14 protein-coding genes are annotated in these 17,045 nt (G+C 44.6%); 7 read left to right on the top strand and 7 right to left on the bottom strand.

Going from position 1 to position 17,045, the window contains the following annotated elements; genetic code table 11:
• Positions 1 to 16: 16 nt before the first annotated feature.
• Both QUA54_RS23090 and QUA54_RS23095 read left to right on the top strand, forming a co-directional pair.
• Positions 17 to 289: a hypothetical protein gene (locus QUA54_RS23090; protein WP_172186711.1), complete on the top strand. Its 273-nt coding sequence runs from the start codon at positions 17 to 19 to the stop codon at positions 287 to 289.
• Positions 290 to 291: 2 nt separating this feature from the next.
• Entirely contained in the window at positions 292 to 744 is a 453-nt protein-coding gene (locus QUA54_RS23095; RefSeq protein ID WP_333416453.1) for an HNH endonuclease, read from the top strand.
• A 146-nt stretch (positions 745 to 890) separates the two neighbouring features.
• Here the strand turns inward: QUA54_RS23095 and QUA54_RS23100 are convergent, their stop codons facing one another.
• On the bottom strand, positions 891 to 2,684 hold the full coding sequence (locus tag QUA54_RS23100; protein ID WP_333416454.1) for a glycosyltransferase family 39 protein: 1,794 nt from the start codon (positions 2,682 to 2,684) through the stop codon (positions 891 to 893).
• Between the two features lie 80 nt (positions 2,685 to 2,764).
• On the bottom strand, positions 2,765 to 3,982 hold the full coding sequence (locus tag QUA54_RS23105) for a glycosyltransferase (protein ID WP_333184303.1): 1,218 nt from the start codon (positions 3,980 to 3,982) through the stop codon (positions 2,765 to 2,767).
• 139 nt (positions 3,983 to 4,121) lie between these two features.
• Between QUA54_RS23105 and cofH the strand changes: the two genes are divergently transcribed.
• Positions 4,122 to 5,267, top strand: coding sequence for a 7,8-didemethyl-8-hydroxy-5-deazariboflavin synthase subunit CofH (gene cofH / locus QUA54_RS23110; protein WP_333416455.1), 1,146 nt, complete (start codon positions 4,122 to 4,124; stop codon positions 5,265 to 5,267).
• Positions 5,268 to 5,311: 44 nt separating this feature from the next.
• On the opposite strand, the gene QUA54_RS23115 is transcribed toward cofH, so the two are convergent.
• Positions 5,312 to 5,974, bottom strand: a complete 663-nt coding sequence (locus QUA54_RS23115) for a Uma2 family endonuclease (protein WP_333416456.1) — start codon at positions 5,972 to 5,974, stop codon at positions 5,312 to 5,314.
• Positions 5,975 to 6,140: 166 nt separating this feature from the next.
• Complete coding sequence (locus QUA54_RS23120) at positions 6,141 to 6,404, bottom strand: hypothetical protein (RefSeq protein ID WP_172186722.1); 264 nt, start codon at positions 6,402 to 6,404, stop codon at positions 6,141 to 6,143.
• Positions 6,405 to 6,618: 214 nt separating this feature from the next.
• Between QUA54_RS23120 and QUA54_RS23125 the strand changes: the two genes are divergently transcribed.
• The gene (locus QUA54_RS23125; RefSeq protein ID WP_333416457.1) at positions 6,619 to 6,861 is read left to right on the top strand and encodes a helix-turn-helix transcriptional regulator; all 243 of its coding nucleotides are present in this window, start codon (positions 6,619 to 6,621) and stop codon (positions 6,859 to 6,861) included.
• 11 nt (positions 6,862 to 6,872) lie between these two features.
• Here QUA54_RS23125 and QUA54_RS23130 read toward each other — a convergent pair whose 3' ends face one another.
• From QUA54_RS23130 to QUA54_RS23140, 3 genes are all read right to left on the bottom strand, one after another.
• Complete coding sequence (locus QUA54_RS23130) at positions 6,873 to 7,718, bottom strand: hypothetical protein (protein ID WP_333416458.1); 846 nt, start codon at positions 7,716 to 7,718, stop codon at positions 6,873 to 6,875.
• A gap of 130 nt (positions 7,719 to 7,848) precedes the next feature.
• Entirely contained in the window at positions 7,849 to 9,366 is a 1,518-nt protein-coding gene (locus QUA54_RS23135) for an AAA family ATPase (protein ID WP_333416459.1), read from the bottom strand.
• Between the two features lie 304 nt (positions 9,367 to 9,670).
• On the bottom strand, positions 9,671 to 10,909 hold the full coding sequence (locus QUA54_RS23140) for an LL-diaminopimelate aminotransferase (protein WP_333416460.1): 1,239 nt from the start codon (positions 10,907 to 10,909) through the stop codon (positions 9,671 to 9,673).
• Positions 10,910 to 10,950: 41 nt separating this feature from the next.
• On the opposite strand from QUA54_RS23140, the gene QUA54_RS23145 reads away from it, so the two are divergent.
• From QUA54_RS23145 to QUA54_RS23155, 3 genes are all read left to right on the top strand, one after another.
• Complete coding sequence (locus QUA54_RS23145; protein ID WP_333416461.1) at positions 10,951 to 12,264, top strand: hypothetical protein; 1,314 nt, start codon at positions 10,951 to 10,953, stop codon at positions 12,262 to 12,264.
• A gap of 292 nt (positions 12,265 to 12,556) precedes the next feature.
• Complete coding sequence (locus QUA54_RS23150; RefSeq protein WP_333416462.1) at positions 12,557 to 14,326, top strand: DUF3352 domain-containing protein; 1,770 nt, start codon at positions 12,557 to 12,559, stop codon at positions 14,324 to 14,326.
• 839 nt (positions 14,327 to 15,165) lie between these two features.
• The coding region (locus tag QUA54_RS23155; RefSeq protein WP_333416463.1) for a two-partner secretion domain-containing protein at positions 15,166 to 17,045 on the top strand (1,880 nt) is incomplete at its 3' end.

Below are 17,045 nucleotides of genomic sequence, written 5' to 3' on the forward strand. Positions count from 1 at the left end.
CATAAAATCCACAACTATGCTAATCCTGCCAAAACTGGAAAACCTGCACAATACTCTACCTATAGAAGGAGCAGTCCGAATTGAATTAGTGGAAGGCATACCCATTTTTAGAGCCTCCACCGCTGTCAAAAATCGAATCCAAGAACTGTTGGACAAACAACAAACTTTGCCCCTAAATCCTGAGGAAGAACAAGAACTCAATCTTTACGAAGAAATTGACGATTACCTCAGTTTTGTCAATCGGACTGTCCGCAATCTTTTCTTGGGTCAGATTCAGCCTACTGTGTAGAAATGTCCGCTCGCCGTCAAATCTCTGAAAATATCCAAAATCAAGTTCGTCAGAGAGCAAACTGTCTGTGCGAATATTGTCATGCCTCCGAACAATGGCAGTACGTAGAGTTTACTATCGAGCACATCATTCCCTTAACTAAAAATGGGACTAACGATATTGACAATTTGGCATTAGCTTGCTTTCACTGCAACCGCAAGAAATCTGATAAAACTAGAGCGATAGATGCTCAGTCAGACGTAGAAGTACCGTTGTTTAACCCCAGACAAGATAGTTGGAGCGAACATTTTATTTGGTCTGCAGATGGATTATCAATAATTGGTTTGACTCCAATGGGACGAGCTACAGTTACAGCATTAGTCTTAAATCGAGAGAGAGTAATTAATATTCGGGCCGCTGACAAAGCTATAAAACGACATCCACCTGCCGGCGATTTAATTCAGTCAGAAAGTTGAGCCAACTGAGAATTACTCAAAGTTTGAGTGGCTACCTCTGCCACAAAATTTGTACTGCAATGAAAGATCGATTCCTGCGGAAAGCTTCGCTAACGCACTTATTTTAATCGAAAGTGCGATCGCCCGATCCATCCCCTAAGACTTACCTATGGCTTAGAACAATGATAAACTTGATATTCATACCCATCCACCGCAGGCAAATCGCGCGATTCAACCTGACATTTTTGTGCTTCTAGATTCACAGGTACGCGAAAATTAACCAGCCACAAATCAAGCGGCCGTTCTAATTGACTGAGTGTTTTATAAAGTGTCCCTGCCGCTATTTCCGGCGCATCCCTTCTCTGATTAGCCAAAAGAAACAGCGGAGAATCAAAGGCTTTAACTTCTTCTTTCTTCCTAACATCCGTTACATCCGCTACAAAATCCGTTGCCGAACTTCTTTCCCATTCCCACCCTATCCCCATCAACTCTCCTATTTCTACATGAGTCTTTTGAGTAGTAGCAATTAACACGGGAACTTTCGAGACTTCGCGGATAATCGGAATTAAAATATCTGGTTTGTAATATTTGCGATAGCCGAGATTGGAATTTACTGTCACACCGCTAAAAAAACCCATTGCTAAAATTAGCAGAACTGCTTTTTTGCCAGCAATTTCCACAGCAGGTAAATTAAACCATTTACTTTTTACTGTAGGTGTGTTAAAAATAACTGCCAAGGTTGCTCCTAACAGTAATATCGCCCCCGGAAAGTAGACAAAATTGTATCGAGCGCCCCGAGTTAGGTCAATCCCGAGAATATATGCAAAGCTGAAAAATAGGAAAATTGCTCCTAGCACAAATCCGCCGAAAATAACAGTACCTAAACGAGTATTGGTTGTTTTTAAGGAAGTTTTAAGAGCGCCTCTCAGCAGAGGAAGCGCCCAGATCAAAAATATTGCCATTGCGATCGCCGATGCAACTACTACTGCCAAATTTTGCGATTCAACGGGCAGCAGAGACATGACAGTGATCCATCCAGCTAAAGCTTGAAAAATCGGCCCGATCCAATCTATAAATGTGCGATCGCCGCTGACAATCCAATTAGTTAGTTCGCTGCCGTACTTGTTTGACAAAAATACCGGCAACCAAACTAAACCGCCAGCTAAAGTACCTATCGCTACTGCGAAAAACCGCCAGATGATTTGAAATTGCCAAATATTGGGCTGGTGGCTGTTGGAAATTGGCAATTTTTCATTAAACTGCTGCCAGATTACAGCAATTAATGCTATTGCTTCGGCACACAAAGTCAGTGTAAAAAAGTAGTGAACTGCAATTCCCAAACAGTTAAAAACTACCCAAAGCAACAACACCCAAACAGGCATAGGAGCGCGAATTTGCAGCTTTTTGACAGCTAATGTCAAGCAAAAAAGAGAGGCAATAACTAATAAAATTCCTAAAGTATAATGTCGAGCTTCTTGAGCGAGATAAATGCCGTAAGGAGAAACTGCCATCATTGCGGCCGCACATTGACCGACTAAACGAGAATTAAAAGCAAACTTGCCCAAAAAGTAAATAGCGGGAACTGAAATCACGCCCAATAATGCAGGAAGAGCTCGCCCAATCCAAACTAAACTATCCTCTGAAGGCCCAAACAACCGCATCCACCAGTGGGCGAGCATAAAATACACTGGTGGATGGTTGCTTTCTAGCAGCAAATTGCGGAGCACGTCGGCGGTGTCAGCATCGGGGCGCAATTGTAGCGGTTGTAATAATGTAGAAAGGTCGATCGCGCGATCGATCGGCACTCCGCGAAAACTGTTGCCCAAACTAAACACTAGAGTGGAAAACTCATCCGTCCACAGCGGTTTAGAGTCCAAATTGGCAAAGCGCAAAATAAAAGCGATCGCCGTCCACAGAAATAGCAACAACAGTTGTTTTTTATTAATCATTAATTCAGTCATCTAAAGGCAGTTTGCCGTTTGCAGTTTGCAGCGGTGAGTTGTCAGTTCCAATAACAACTAACAACTCACCAAACTCCCAACTATTTTTGAACGTCCGTCACCCGCCAACTCAGCTTCATATTGATCCAGAAATTCCACAGAGTCACAGTTGCGATCGCAATTAACTTAGCCAAATATTCGTTTACCTTAAAAACATTAAACAGCACATTCACCAGCAGCACATTCATCATCAAGCCGATCAAACAAATCGCATTAAATTTCAACAGCCGTTTCAAGCCCTGGCGCTTTCCAGGCTGCCGCTTAGAAATATCGCGAAAAGTCCACAAATCGTTCCACAAAAAATTATTGATAATTGCCACTTCAGCAGAAAAGATTGCACTGCGAGTCAGCCCCAAACCGAGGACAGTCCGCAGCAGGTAAAAAACTCCCATATCCACAAACACGCCGCTGAAACCAACCGCGCCAAACCGCAGGAATCGGCCCACCGGCCAGCGGGCAAAGCGCAATCTGAGCAAATGCCGCAAATACTCAATATACTGTTTCCAAGTAACTTTGCTCTCGCCTTCTTGCCGCTCCTGAAACACGTAACCAACTTCTCCAATCCAGCGGATTTCCCCCCTAGCGAGCACTTCAATCAATATTTTGTAACCGGCAGGATTCATGATTTTGCCGGCTATGCAACTGCGACGTATCATAAAATACCCGCTCATCGGATCGGAAACTCGGCCCACGACTCCCGGCAGGATCAGCAATCCTAAAGTCTGAGCGCCACGCGATAAAAATCGCCTGACAATGCTCCAGTCGCTCACCCCGCCCTCGCCAACGTGGCGGCTCGCAGCGGCCAAATCGGCTCCCCGCTGAATTTCTGCTAAAAGCTGCAACAGCGTCTCCGGGGGATGCTGCAAGTCGGCATCGATGACGCCCAAAACCTCGCCCCGAGCCGCCTGCCACCCGCGAATTACCGCTGTGGAAAGTCCCCGCTCTTCTTCCCGGCGCATCACCCGCAATTGCGGATATTCCGGTGTCAGGGACAGGGCGACTTCCCAGGTGCGATCGGGGCTGTCGTCATCGACTACAATTAATTCATAGTCGCCGGGAATGATGCCATCGAGCAATTGAGTCAATTGTTCCACAATACTCTTGATATTCTTGCACTCGTTGTAGGTGGGAATGACGAGGGACAAATAAATTCCCGGTGTGCGCGCCTGTATAAAAGTTGAACCGAAAGTCTGTAAAGCAGGAATTTGCAAAGGCCCAGACGGCACTGGCAAGACCTGATTTTCTTGGTAGATGCCCATAATTTCAGTTCCCAGAAAGTCAAGGATGGTGTGGTATTACTTGAGATTTTAAAATATCGTTCCTCTATAATTGATTGTTAAAATATAAAAATGTCTTTATTCTAGTCAGTAATTATGTAGTTGAGTGTAAAAGAAAACTGTGGATGCAATTCTCGATCGAGCTTTACAAGGTTATAACATCTCTTCCGCAGAGGCCTTGGTACTTTTGCAGCAAAGAGATCCCGATGCGCGAGCTTCTATTCAAACAACCGCTGATTTGCTCCGCCGCCGACAATCAGGGGATACTGTCACCTACGTTATCAATCGGAATATTAACTTTACTAACATTTGCGAGCAGCATTGCAGTTTCTGTGCATTCCGCCGCGACGAGGGAGATGAGGGCGCTTTTTGGTTAGATGCAGCCCAAATTCAGGAAAAGGCAACTGATGCAGTGCAGCGGGATGCAACGGAAATTTGTATGCAGGGAGGCTTAAATCTTCAAGCTAAGCTCAACGGCGCATTTTTGCCTTATTATCTGCAATTGGTGAAAACTATTAAGGATAAGTTTCCTCAGTTGCACTTGCACGCTTTTTCGCCCCAAGAAATAGAGTTTATTGCCAGAGAAGATAATCTTAGTTTCAGCTATGTAATTTCGGCTTTGCAGGATGCGGGAGTCGGTTCGATGCCGGGAACCGCGGCGGAAGTTCTCGACGATTCTGTGCGACGGGTGATTTGCCCGGAAAAACTAAATTCGGCAACTTGGCTGGAAATTGTGGAAACTGCTCACAGTCTGGGTTTGCCGACAACGAGTACGATGCTTTGCGGGCATATTGAGACAGCCGAACAGCAGGTTTTGCATTTAGAAAAAGTGCGATCGCTCCAACAAACTGCGATCGACCAAAACTATCCAGCACGCATCACAGAATTTATTTTATTGCCATTTGTCGGGCAAGAAGCACCGGCACCTTTGCGCAGTCGAGTCGGCCGCGACCAACCAGTTTTAGCAGATACCTTGTTACTCACCGCAGTATCGAGAATCTTCTTGGGAAATTTGATTTCCAATCACCAGCCGAGTTGGGTGAAATTAGGTTTAGATGGAGCTACAGAAGCGCTGAAATGGGGCTGCAACGACATCGGCGGTACATTGATGGAAGAGCACATTACAACGATGGCCGGTGCGGTTGGCGGCAGTTGTCAATCTGTCCAAGATTTGCAAAATGCAATTAGTTCTTTGGGGCGGAGTTATCAGCAAAGAGATACAATTTATCGACCTTTAGGGGTTGATAATTTGGCAGTAAGTGTGTAATTTTTGGGATGCGAAGTGCGAAGCGCGTAACGCATCCTAGGAGTTTAGTCGTTAGCGAAGCCCTCGGAGAGGATCGCACTTTCAAATTCTTCTAGCGCTTGCAAATTTCCAACCTGCCAAGCACGTTCCACTGTAGCAGGAATCAGTTGGGCGATCGCGATTTCTGGAAAATTCGGACTAATATCCGATTCTACATACTCTCCATCTTGCAGCAAATAAATGCGAAGTCTGCCGCTGTCGTAAACCCAGACTTCTGGAACTCCAATAATTTTATAGGCATCGATCTTAGTTTTAGAAGTAACATCCGTCTCAATTGCCAAATCGGGCGGCGGATCGTCCGGTAAAAGTCGGCGGCGGCCAATCATCCGCTGATAATTTAGAATATAAAAGCAAGCATCAGGTTCAACTCCTGCTGCACCTTTCCGTTTAAAAGTAGTAGAACCAAAGGGTTCATATCTTCTGCCCGCAGACTTCAGTAAATGTTTTACAATATCGGAAATTAAATCTTTCGGAATTTCTCGATCTAGTAAGGGAACCATGATTTCTAAGGTACTGTTGCTGTAGGCAATTCTGGTTCTTCGTTTTTCCCCTAATTCCTGCAAAATCGACTCGAATTCCAGCCAACTTATATTGGGAATAGTTACGACACTACCGGGAGAAAGCGTTATTTGGCTAACGGGTTTTAGGACGGGAGTGATAACAATCATAAGCTGAATTGCGAGCTAGTTGTTAACTTTGTGCCAAGGGCAGGCAGGATGCCTACCCCATAAGAGTTTTTCGATATATCTGTTGAGTTTAGCACAGGCAACGAGAAGAGATTCGCGATCGCACTTTTGACTCAATCCTAGAAACATCGATCGCACATTTATGACTTCATTGCAGCCGGATTAACTTGACTAACAGACTCATGATTTCTCCCTGATCGGGTGTAATAATGATGCGGTTGTCGGGAATGGCGATCGGATGAGTCCAACGAACAGCTTCCTCGTAGCGCAATGCGTGCAGTTGGTGGATCGTTCGCCGTACCCCCAGTGGCGAACCGATGATGACGTGACGGACTGCTTCGCGATCGCCCTCAAAGGTTTGGTTGGTTAAAACATTCGGCGATGTTTGGTTCGATGATGAATCTTGCAACATAGCTTTGACCAATAATTTGGATAGGTTTGATGCTTTGTAACGGTAAAACCGCGTACAATAACAAGTTGAAGAAAAGACAGCAATTCCCCTACAGCACAAGTGGCTTAGCTGGTGCTGTCTAATCTCTCTTGCTATAAGCGTAAATTAAATAACGGTATACGTCAACGTATTTAATAAAACCGTGCATTATTTAACATAAAGTAACAAATAGCCTATGGAAATCTCAGAAAGAGCCGAGCGATCGCCCCTAATGCGACTGAGAGTTCAGCGGTTTATGACTCAAAAGCAGCTAGCAGAAGCACTTGGCGTTACAGAAGCGACGGTAAGGAACTGGGAATCCGGGCGATCGGTGCCGAAGCTAACGCCTGTTCAATACAAGAAGTTGCTAGAGATTCTGCAAATTACCTCTGCTGAATTACCAGACCAATTTGGTTTTCCTAGCGATTCTGATGGATAGAAAATGGAATATTATAATTGAGGCGTTTTATTTAAATAAACGAAATCATACAATGTTTTGAAAAAAAAAGGAATATGAGACTTAACATCGCTACTTTGCTTTGAGTAAAATCTCCCAATTTCTAACGAGAGTTGCTCTCTAAATACTTTCTCATTCCCACTCCAGTCAACGGGTGGCTTAATTTTTTCCCAATAATCATGCTCAGGTTGTTTCTCATTCTTAACTTTTTTAATTGTGAGCAAAGCCCTAATTAACTGATGCTTCCGTGTTTCATCAGACGTATTTTTAAACTCAGTTTTCCATGAATCTTGTAATTTATCTAAATCTGTACAATTTAAACAATGATTTATGCGATCGAGCGCTCTCTGTATGTTAAGGTTATTCTTCAAGTCTGGATCGCTACTAATTTTATCAGCCATATCCATATAAATACTATTCAGTTGAACAGGATTATCCTGATACATGGGATAATTAGGATAATCATCAAATATTGATTGAAGCTCAGGTGTGATAAAATATGCTTCTTTATGAATCAAACCTGTAATCCATATCCGGTGTAGTGCTGCATTTTGCGATCGCACCTCCGATTTTTCGTAAAGATTGCAAAAAATTGCTTCTGTATCGGGAAAAAAGTAATCATCAATCTTTTGCAGGTGCAAGTCCAAATCTATCATTGCAAAAAGTCGATCGGGCTCTAAATTCGAGTTAGTGGTATCCTGTTCGTGTAATTTTAAAAGCTTCAAATAAGTATTTATTACACTTGCGCGATCGCCACAGTTGAAAAATTGTGGCAGCTTTTCTCTCCACCATCTCGGAACGCAAGCCTTATAAAAGTTGGCATCCGGCATTTCCTCCATTTTTTTATAAGCTTGAGGCGATCGCCTACCCTCGATATCGGAAATAGGGCCTTCGCATAGCACCACAATTCTGTTGTTAATTCTGGGAGATTGAAGAATTGCCTCACAATGTTGTTTTAGCTGTTCTGGATTAAGACTCATTTGTAATATTAGATTGTTGTTTGAGCAGTTTTGGCTCGATTTCTTTAACGTGAGCTGGTGTCAAAGCTTCACACAATGCGTAGGAGTGAGTTGCTAGAATATATTGATTGCTGGGAGTCCACTCTTTGAGGTCTGATATAATTTGATATTGCCAATCTGGATGAAAAGCTATTTCAATTTCATCCATCAAAACAATAGCATCTTCTATGTTGCGGAACTTGAGCCATAGATAAATGCTGAGTCTTTTTAGTTCGCCGTGACTTAAATCTTCGGGATATAGTTCTATAGTTTCACCATTTTTCTCTAATTTTAAATTTACTCCCGAAAGGTCTTTGTCAATATTTATTGTTTTACAGCTTAATAAAAAGCTTAATTCATTTACTAAGGTTTGATAGCTGTTACCATATTTACGTGTTTCTCTAGCTTCTTTAATATCTTTATCTATAGCAGCTTTAAAGGCTTCAATGAGTAAATCTACATCCAGGAAGTCATAAGTAAAAAATCCTTTTAATTGAGATTTTGATTTTTGAATTTTATCGAAATAATGCTCATTTGTCTGACTATGACTTTTAAATAATAGTTCTCTAGCAGATCTATCTAGGAATAGAAAAACTTGTGTGGAGGGAGCTGCTAAGAATATTTTCTCTGAAAGTCTGTTTAAAAAATCGTTGGTTTCTTTCCTATCTATATTACTTAAATTACAGAGTAAAGCTTCATTTTGCTGATCATTTGAATTTTTTCCACTTGAATAGTTACATATATATGTCATATTTTTTTCTGTTAAATGTTCAATGATCTTTTCCCAAACTTCCTCACAGCTTCCATAGGTACTTTTCAAATTATTTAGATTATTTTCAACTTCTTGTAGTCTGTATTTTATTTCGTCTTGAAACCTTTCAATTTCTTTAATAGATACATTTTTTTTGGAGTTGACAACAGATATTAATGCTGAAACTCTTGAATTTGATACCAATTGTTGAATCCACATAAATTCTTTTTTAGCCGTGTCAAACCTTTGTTCATTGTCTTCAATGTTTTTGATTGTATCTAATCGATGACTACTCAGTGTTAAGCTCTTATTTACTGCTTCTAAATCGGCAATTTGCTTTTCCATTCCTTTAAATTGTGTTACAGGATAAAAAGTGATATCTTCTGTATTTTTAATTTTAACATTTAAAGACGCGGACTTTTTGAGGAAAGAATTTTTGCAAGCAAAAAAAATAATTTGAACTATTTTTTCCCCATTCCAAATATCAATAATTGCTAAGTTTTTTTTATCTTCTCCATCAGCCACTTTAAATCCTTGAATCAAGTTTTGTAAAAATGGTTTTTTATCGTCATCCACAGAACAGTGCAGCAACACAAAAATTAACTGCAACAGCGTACTTTTCCCGCCGCCATTTTGACTTCCCAGCGGAAAAATTTTAGGAAAAAAATCTTTTTCAAAAGTGATGTCAATGTCCTTTAAACCGCGAAAGTCAGGAACTTGAACTCGTAGCAAGTGCATAATAAACTCCTGGTGTTGGGTTGCATTTTTTATTTAAACCCTGAGCCACAATCATTTTAGATTATAACTCACATTTTTTACTATTTTCATGAACAGGCTTTCCGGCCTGTTCCACAACATATTAAATTAATGCTTTTTCGCTGATTCCGGCAGTCCGCCAGGGGTTGAAACCCCTGTCTCAAAGCTAAAGTCCTCTGAAGAGGACTGAAGAACTCATTAGTCCTCTTCAGAGGACTTTAGCTATTAGCCAGGGAATTCATTCCCTGGCGGACTGGGGGCCTTTCAGTTTAAGCAGAAGATGATTTTAAACCTTAAACTTCTCCACAATCCGTCTCATCGCCTCTTCCACATTCTCCCGACTATTAAACGCCGAAATGCGGAAATAACCCTCACCCGCCGCACCAAAACCAGAACCCGGAGTTCCCACCACATTGCAAGTTTCCAGCAACTTCTGAAAGAAATCCCAACTCGACAAACCGTGAGGCGTTTTTACCCACACATAAGGTGCATTTTCGCCACCAAAAACCTCGATTCCCGCCGCTGTCAATTTCTCGCGAATAATCGCAGCATTTTCCATGTAAAAATTGACTAACGCCTGAATTTGTGCCTTGCCAGCCTCCGAATAAACCGCCTCAGCACCGCGCTGCACGATGTAAGAAACGCCGTTAAACTTAGTAGATTGGCGGCGGTTCCACAGCTTCCAAATTTCGACATCGGAACCATCTGCTGCTTTTCCAGTCAAAGTCTTCGGTACAACTGTTAGCGCACAGCGAGTACCCGTGAAACCAGCATTTTTGGAAAAAGAACGAAATTCGATCGCACAATCCCGCGCCCCTTCAATTTCGTAGATAGAATGCGGTAAACTCGGATCGGTAATATACGCTTCGTAAGCCGCATCGAAGAAAATAATCGAACCGTTAGCTTTAGCATAATTTACCCAAGCTTGCAAGTGTTCCTTAGTTGCAGTTGCCCCCGTCGGGTTATTCGGAAAACACAAGTAAATTAAATCGACTTTTTTGTCGGTGGGAATTTGGGCAGTAAAATTGTTTTCGGCTGTAATTGGCAGGTAAACTAAGCCGCCGTATTCGCCATTTTCGTTCGCATCTCCGGTGTGTCCAGCCATCACGTTAGTGTCTACATACACCGGATAAACTGGATCGGTAACTGCGATCGTGTTATTGTTGCCAAATATATCGAGAATATTGCCACAATCGCACTTAGAACCATCAGAAATAAAGATTTCCGAAGCATCAACATCGCATCCCCGCGACTTGAAATCGTGCTCGGCAATTTTCTCCCGCAGCCACTCATAACCTTGTTCCGGGCCGTATCCTTTAAAGGTATCCCGCGAGCCCATGTCTTCCACCGCCTTCACCATCGCCTCCCGACAAGCAGCCGGTAGCGGTTCAGTTACGTCGCCAATCCCCAGCCGGATGATGGGCGCTTCGGGATTCGCCTCTGCAAAGGCTTTCACCCTGCGCCCAATCTCGGGAAACAGGTAGCCAGCTTTGAGTTTGAGGTAGTTGTCGTTGATAGTTGCCATAGTTCGATCGCTACAAATGTCGTAGAATAGCTTACTCCCAATTGTCTCTCTCAAGCAGCAGCAAGTTCGGCAACCAGCAGTGTACGGGATTTAACCGATGTAACGGATGGATGGTCAGGGAAGAGAAAGATTTTCCCGACTCGGACACTCAAACACTCCGCCAATCCGCCATCACAGCCAATCTGCGCAGTTGCTCACCAGCCATTGACCAAAAAATCAAATCAGCTTGTATAATCAGAATAGTATGCAGCGCAGAAACAATTATGGACGAGATCGAGTACGCCAAACTCTATCAAGAACTGGCGGCAATTCTGAATGAGTTTAATTTGGGTTGGGTAGTTCAACAAGTAGCGGATACTGTAGAGATAGGCAAAGTAATTGAAGAGCGATCGCTCAAACGAAAAACACCCCTGCTCAAGATAGAAGATTATACCGCAAAAGAACAACTTTTGCTATTAATTGATGCTGTCGAACAAGCGACGGTGAACACTTCCGAAATGGAAGACGAAATTGCTTATTTCTTGAAAGTAGAATCAGAAACCTCTCCCCTCGGCACAAAAATTACCTTTGCCAATTCAGGTGCCGAAACTGCCAAAACAATCGAGTTTACCTCCAGCGTCACAGCCCCCCGTCACAAACAGGCGATCGCCCTCAAGCACTTGCTCGAAAAACTGCCTTCCGGGCCGAGCAACTACGCCATAAATTCCGAAATTAAAAGCAAATTAAAAAGCTCGATCGATCCCGATTTTAATACAGCGGCAGAACAATCCAGAATTTTTGATACTTACCTCTTCACTATTCTGCTAAAAGCTGTTGCTAATGAAGGCGGTACTATTTATTACAACAATGTTTTAGACGACGAAACACCGAAATATTTAACATTTAGAAAAACAGCGGGAAAAATCCACGGCACTGCACATCCATACACTCATGCTGTTGTGGAATTTCCCGACAAACCAGCTTTGGAAGTTCACCTAGGAGTAAAAGTGCAAGGTAGAGCCGGAGTTTTGCACAACTGTAACGTGTTAATTTTGTACCAAAAAGAAGCGAATATCTGCCGCTTGCTCAACCGCGAACCCCGGCACTCGCAGGTAATTTTAGCAGTAAAATCGGAACACAGCACCTCGGAACTCAAACTAGAAATGGCTGGTGCTTTTATCGGCTTAGCGTCAGACATTCGCTACGAAGGCGGCAGCTATTTCATTTCTAACAGTTACTCCCAACCCATAGCAAAACTGCTAACTACTGCTCGCAAAAAATGGGAACTCAACATTTTTCCTAGAGCCACAAACGATGTCCACCGACTGATGTACTCGTTTCAAACTATCTTTAAAGACTTTAAGGCCAGAAACTGATTCAGTTAATACCATTTCACAAAAGTCTTGACACATTTTTTGTGTTGGGTTTCCTTACACGGACTTATATCAAATCCGGTAGCATCGTTCTGGTAAAGTCTCCTTCAATCTGCCACCAAATATAAGCACAATTTTCTGTTTTTAGCCTCACAGTCAACAGTCAACAGTCAACAGCCAACAGTCAACAGTCAACTTTCCTAGATTTGCCCGGTTAAGTGTATCTGCTAATGTATCTGTTACATGAGCCAAGAAAATAATCTATCATGTTGCGAGCACCAGAACCTTACGAATAATGTTTAAGAAAGATAAATCTTCCCTGCTGTTTACGATCGGAGCCGCCACACTTCTGATCGGTTTAGGCTTTGTCACCTACTACCTCGTCCTCTCCCGTGGGCCCGCCAAAGATTTGCCGGCGGGGGCAACCGTTGTCCCGCAAGATACGATGATGGCCCTATCCATCAGCACCGATGAATCGCAGTGGAATAGACTGCGAGAATTTGGCACGCCGGAGTCAAAAGCTTCGTTTGAGAGGTTTTTAAGCGAAATGCGCGATCGCCTCCTCACCAGCAACGGCTACGCCTACCAGGAAGACATTCAACCCTGGGTGGGTAACACAGCAATGGTAGCCTTTCTCCGCAACAAAATAGCTATACCAGCCCCCCCGCCAGCACCCAACGCGCCCCCATCTCCGCCTATTCAACAGTCAGTGGCAATTATCCTGCCAATTGCCAACCCGATCAAAGCCAAAGAATTATTAACAAAACCCAGGCCTCTCAGCCAAGGAAAAATAGTTGAGCGTAATTATAAAGGCGTCCAAGTCACAGAAACTCAAGGCGTACCCGATCGCAATTTCTCAGTCGCGGTACTCGGCACAAGCTATCTAGCAGTCACCACAGATTCTAGCGCTACAGACAGAATAATCGACACCTACAAAGGCGAACCTTCCCTAGCAAAAACCCCTGGCTATGCAGACGCCATAGACAAAATAAAAAGTCCGGGCGCCTTCGGTCAAATCTACGTCAATATGCCCGTTGCCGCCGCCTATGCCGCCGCCAACTCAGTTCGCGAAATTTCGCCAGAAAGCCTCGAAAAACTGCAACAAAATCAGGGATTTGCCACCACAGCGACGCTGGATGCAGAAGGAATTGCCTTCAAATCAGTCTCTTGGCTAAAACCAGATTCTACCAGAAGGATAGCAGTAGAAAACAATGCTCTAAAAATGGTTAATCGCCTGCCAAGCAATACCATAATGATGGTATCCGGCGGCAACTTGCAGCGTTTGTGGCAAGACTATGTATTGGGAGCCGAGGCGAACCCGGTTTCCCCGATTAATCCCCAAGTTTTGCGCACAGGTTTAAAATCCACTACGGGCATGGATTTAGATAAAGACTTGATGAACTGGATGGGGGGAGAATTTTCTCTATCATTAATACCAGCCCCCGCACAGAATCCCAAAGACAAATTTGCTGCCGGATTTGTATTTATGGTGGAAACAAACAACCGGGGCGCAGCCGACAAATCTCTGAAACAGCTTGATGAAACGATGAAAACTAAAGGGTTTAGAGTTGAGGAAATTCAAGTCGGCGGCAAACCTGCGACAAAATGGACATCGCCGTTTGGAGGGATTACGGTAACTCGCGGCTGGATGAACGATGTAGCGTTTATGACAGTAGGAGCTCCAGTGGTTGATGCGATCGTTCCGGCACCGAAAAGTCCGCTTTTAAGCAGCGAACTGTTCCAGAAAACAGTACGATCACAACTTAAACCCCACAACGGCAATTTCTTCATCGACACCGAGAGTGCGTTTAACCCGAAAAACCTAGCTTTGCCGGAGTTTCCTCCCAACCAAAAAATGTGGATAGACGCCACGCGGTCGATCGGCGTTACAGCCGCCGTCATTGGCGATCGTACCACCCGTTACGACGCTTTTGTCGGCCTCAAAAAATCCACCCAATCCACTCCTCCTGCAAATCCTTCACGGAGTCTTGCTTCACCGCGCCCTGCTTCACCGAGCCCTGCTTCACCAAGTCCCTCGCCCACCGTCCAAACTTCTCCCAACTAACTCTTAAATAGTTCAACAAATCCGCCTGGAGAGCCCATTAAACAGCAACAGGGCAACAAATTAAAACCGAAAGGCAGCCGCCAGAAGCAAGAAGCAAGAAGCAAGAACAAGACTTACGCATACGCACTAAAGAAACCGGGTTTTTTTATCGTTTCTGTGGGCTGCAACGAATTATTTTCGTTAAAAAACCCGGTTTCTATGCAGCCCTGCGTCTAGGAATACCAAAGCAACCGAGTTTTTTAAGCCTTGGACTGCAACTAAGTGTTTTCGTAAAAAAGCTGGGTTTCTGCGTCCAGGAATGAAGAAGCAATCGACCGTTTCTGACGCACCCTACACTTTATGTACCCGTTGCGTCCAGGACTTCTTATTTCTTTCATAACCGTAATTGTCGGCAATTGTAGAGCCGGCTTTTTTTGTTTTTTATCAAAGGAAAGGAAAGGTTTTTTTCCGGCATTTTTCCCGGTCAGTCCAGAGCGCAAAAACCGATTTTTTTAACCGCCATACTTCGTTCACACTCTCACTAACATAAAAAAACAGGTTTCTCGGCGTCGCAGTGCGTCAAGGAAAGCCAATTTTTTTATATGTCATCGGGAAGATACAGATTCTAGGCATTGCGAGTTATATTTAGATTGTGCAGAAGATACGCTCGGGGAATTGCAAATGCAGAGGCAAATTTTACAGGGAAATTTTCCTCAGTGAGTTGGGAAAGTGAGTCTGGAACGCACTTGCAGTCCGAAACCCGGTAGCTTCATCAATATACAGTCTTTAACCCCAAATTTTCAGAGAAACTAGGTTTTTTTACCTAATTTATGTGTATATATTTTACCCATTAAAAACCTATGGAAACCGCCAAAAATATTCAAATACAGGCGAGATGTCTGTCTAAAAAAAGAATAAGCAAACTGGCAGTTTCTCTGCCAATTATCTTGATAAATCTTTACTTTTTGCAAGCAAAAGCCGAAGGTCAAACTATTGTTCCAGCGGCGGAGGGAACGAACACAACAGTCACTAGCGAACCCCAAAGCGGAACTCCTGGGCAGCAAACTCGCTTCGATATTCAAGGCGGGCAATTATCGAGCGATAAAGCAAATCTTTTCCACAGTTTTACAGAATTCGGCTTGTCGCAAAATCAGATTGCCAACTTTATATCAAACCCCAACATTCGCAACATTTTAGCGGGCATAGGCGGCGGTAAACCCTCGATTATTAACGGCTTAATTCAAGTAACCGGCGGCAATTCTAACTTGTTTCTGATGAATCCATCCGGCATCATATTTGGCAACAGTGCCAGCTTAAACGTGCCGGCTTCTTTCACAGCAACGACCGCCACCGCTATTGGATTTGGTTCAAACTCGTTTAACGCTGTCGGTACTAGCGCCTACACATCTCTGACAGGCGCGCCCAGTTCCTTTGCTTTTGGAGCCGATCGAGCAGGGGCAATTATCAGCACGGCAGACTTAGCAGTTAAGTCAGGGCAGAACTTAACCTTGCTCGGCGGCACCGTTGTCAGCACAGGCAGCCTTGCGGCCCCAGGCGGTCAAATTACCGTAGCATCAGTCTCCGGGACAAATTTAGTGCGCGTCAGCCAGCGAGGCAATTTGCTGAGTTTGGAAATCGAGCCGCCCTCGGGGACGAGCAGCACTCGAACATCCAGCGCGACAGCTTCGACATTGCCGATCGCATCCTTGCCCGAACTGCTCACAGGCATCGGTGAAACAAACGCTACAGGGATCGGCCTCAATGCCAGCGGTGAAGTGGTACTCACGGCGTCTAACCGAGCAGTAGCTGCGGGGGACGTTGCAGTAAAAGATGCAAACGCTCGGGCGATCGAAATTCAAGCAGCCAACACCATTGCAGCCAGCGGAAACCTGACGAGTTCCCAAGGCGGCGCGATCGCCCTAGAAGCTAGTGGCGACATTAGGACTGTCGATCTCGACTCCCACTCCGACACCACCGCAGGCGGCAACATCACCGTCACCAGCCGTACAGGAAAAGTAGAAACAGGCAATATCAACGCAAGGTCGATCGACAAAAACAGCAACGCCGGAGACGTTAGTATTGCAGCACCCTCAAGCAGCATTCAAACAGGGTTCATAGACGCCAACTCCGAAGAAAAACAAGGCGGCGCAGTCACCCTCAACGCCCGCAACGACATTGAAGTAACCCATATCAACACCGAAGGCCGAACAGCCGGAGGAGATATTGACATTACAGCCGGCGGTTATTTCCGAGCAACAGGCACTTTCACAAACGATAACAACTGCTTGTCGCAAGCTTGCAGCATTAGCGCATCCACTACTGGTAGCGCTAATGCTGGAGATATCACCATTCGCCACGGTGGCGAAGCCTCGAACACTCTTTTCAGCGTCGGGCCCGACTATAACAAACTCAACGGTACTGCTGGCAGCATTGCCACTGGGGGTCCAAAGAAGGAAAATGTTATTACACAGGGAGGTTATTTCAGCCCCAGCCCTCAGATAGTACAGCCGACGCAAATTAACATTACGGCTTCTTCAGTATCGCCAGCACCAGCGCCGACACCAGCGCCAGCACCGACACCAGCACCAGCCCCCGCACCAGCACCAGCACCAGCACCAGCCCCCGCACCAGCACCAGCACCAGCACCAGCCCCTGCCCCCGCCCCAGCCCCTGCGCCAGCACCCGCACCCGCACCAGCCCCCGCCCCAGCACCCGCCCCAGCCCCTGCGCCAGCACCCGC

It is taken from the genome of Microcoleus sp. MOSTC5, from assembly GCF_036701825.1.
Lineage (GTDB): Bacteria > Cyanobacteriota > Cyanobacteriia > Cyanobacteriales > Microcoleaceae > Microcoleus > Microcoleus asticus.

What these genes read in the sequence shown, in the direction of transcription:
- QUA54_RS23090 (WP_172186711.1), top strand. Translation starts at nt 17, where the DNA reads ATGCTAATCCTGCCAAAACTGGAAAACCTGCACAATACTCTACCTATA.
- QUA54_RS23095 (WP_333416453.1), top strand. Translation starts at nt 292, where the DNA reads ATGTCCGCTCGCCGTCAAATCTCTGAAAATATCCAAAATCAAGTTCGT.
- QUA54_RS23100 (WP_333416454.1), bottom strand. Translation starts at nt 2,684, where the DNA reads ATGACTGAATTAATGATTAATAAAAAACAACTGTTGTTGCTATTTCTG.
- QUA54_RS23105 (WP_333184303.1), bottom strand. Translation starts at nt 3,982, where the DNA reads ATGGGCATCTACCAAGAAAATCAGGTCTTGCCAGTGCCGTCTGGGCCT.
- QUA54_RS23115 (WP_333416456.1), bottom strand. Translation starts at nt 5,974, where the DNA reads ATGATTGTTATCACTCCCGTCCTAAAACCCGTTAGCCAAATAACGCTT.
- QUA54_RS23120 (WP_172186722.1), bottom strand. Translation starts at nt 6,404, where the DNA reads ATGTTGCAAGATTCATCATCGAACCAAACATCGCCGAATGTTTTAACC.
- QUA54_RS23125 (WP_333416457.1), top strand. Translation starts at nt 6,619, where the DNA reads ATGGAAATCTCAGAAAGAGCCGAGCGATCGCCCCTAATGCGACTGAGA.
- QUA54_RS23130 (WP_333416458.1), bottom strand. Translation starts at nt 7,718, where the DNA reads ATGGAGGAAATGCCGGATGCCAACTTTTATAAGGCTTGCGTTCCGAGA.
- QUA54_RS23135 (WP_333416459.1), bottom strand. Translation starts at nt 9,366, where the DNA reads ATGCACTTGCTACGAGTTCAAGTTCCTGACTTTCGCGGTTTAAAGGAC.
- QUA54_RS23140 (WP_333416460.1), bottom strand. Translation starts at nt 10,909, where the DNA reads ATGGCAACTATCAACGACAACTACCTCAAACTCAAAGCTGGCTACCTG.
- QUA54_RS23150 (WP_333416462.1), top strand. Translation starts at nt 12,557, where the DNA reads ATGTTTAAGAAAGATAAATCTTCCCTGCTGTTTACGATCGGAGCCGCC.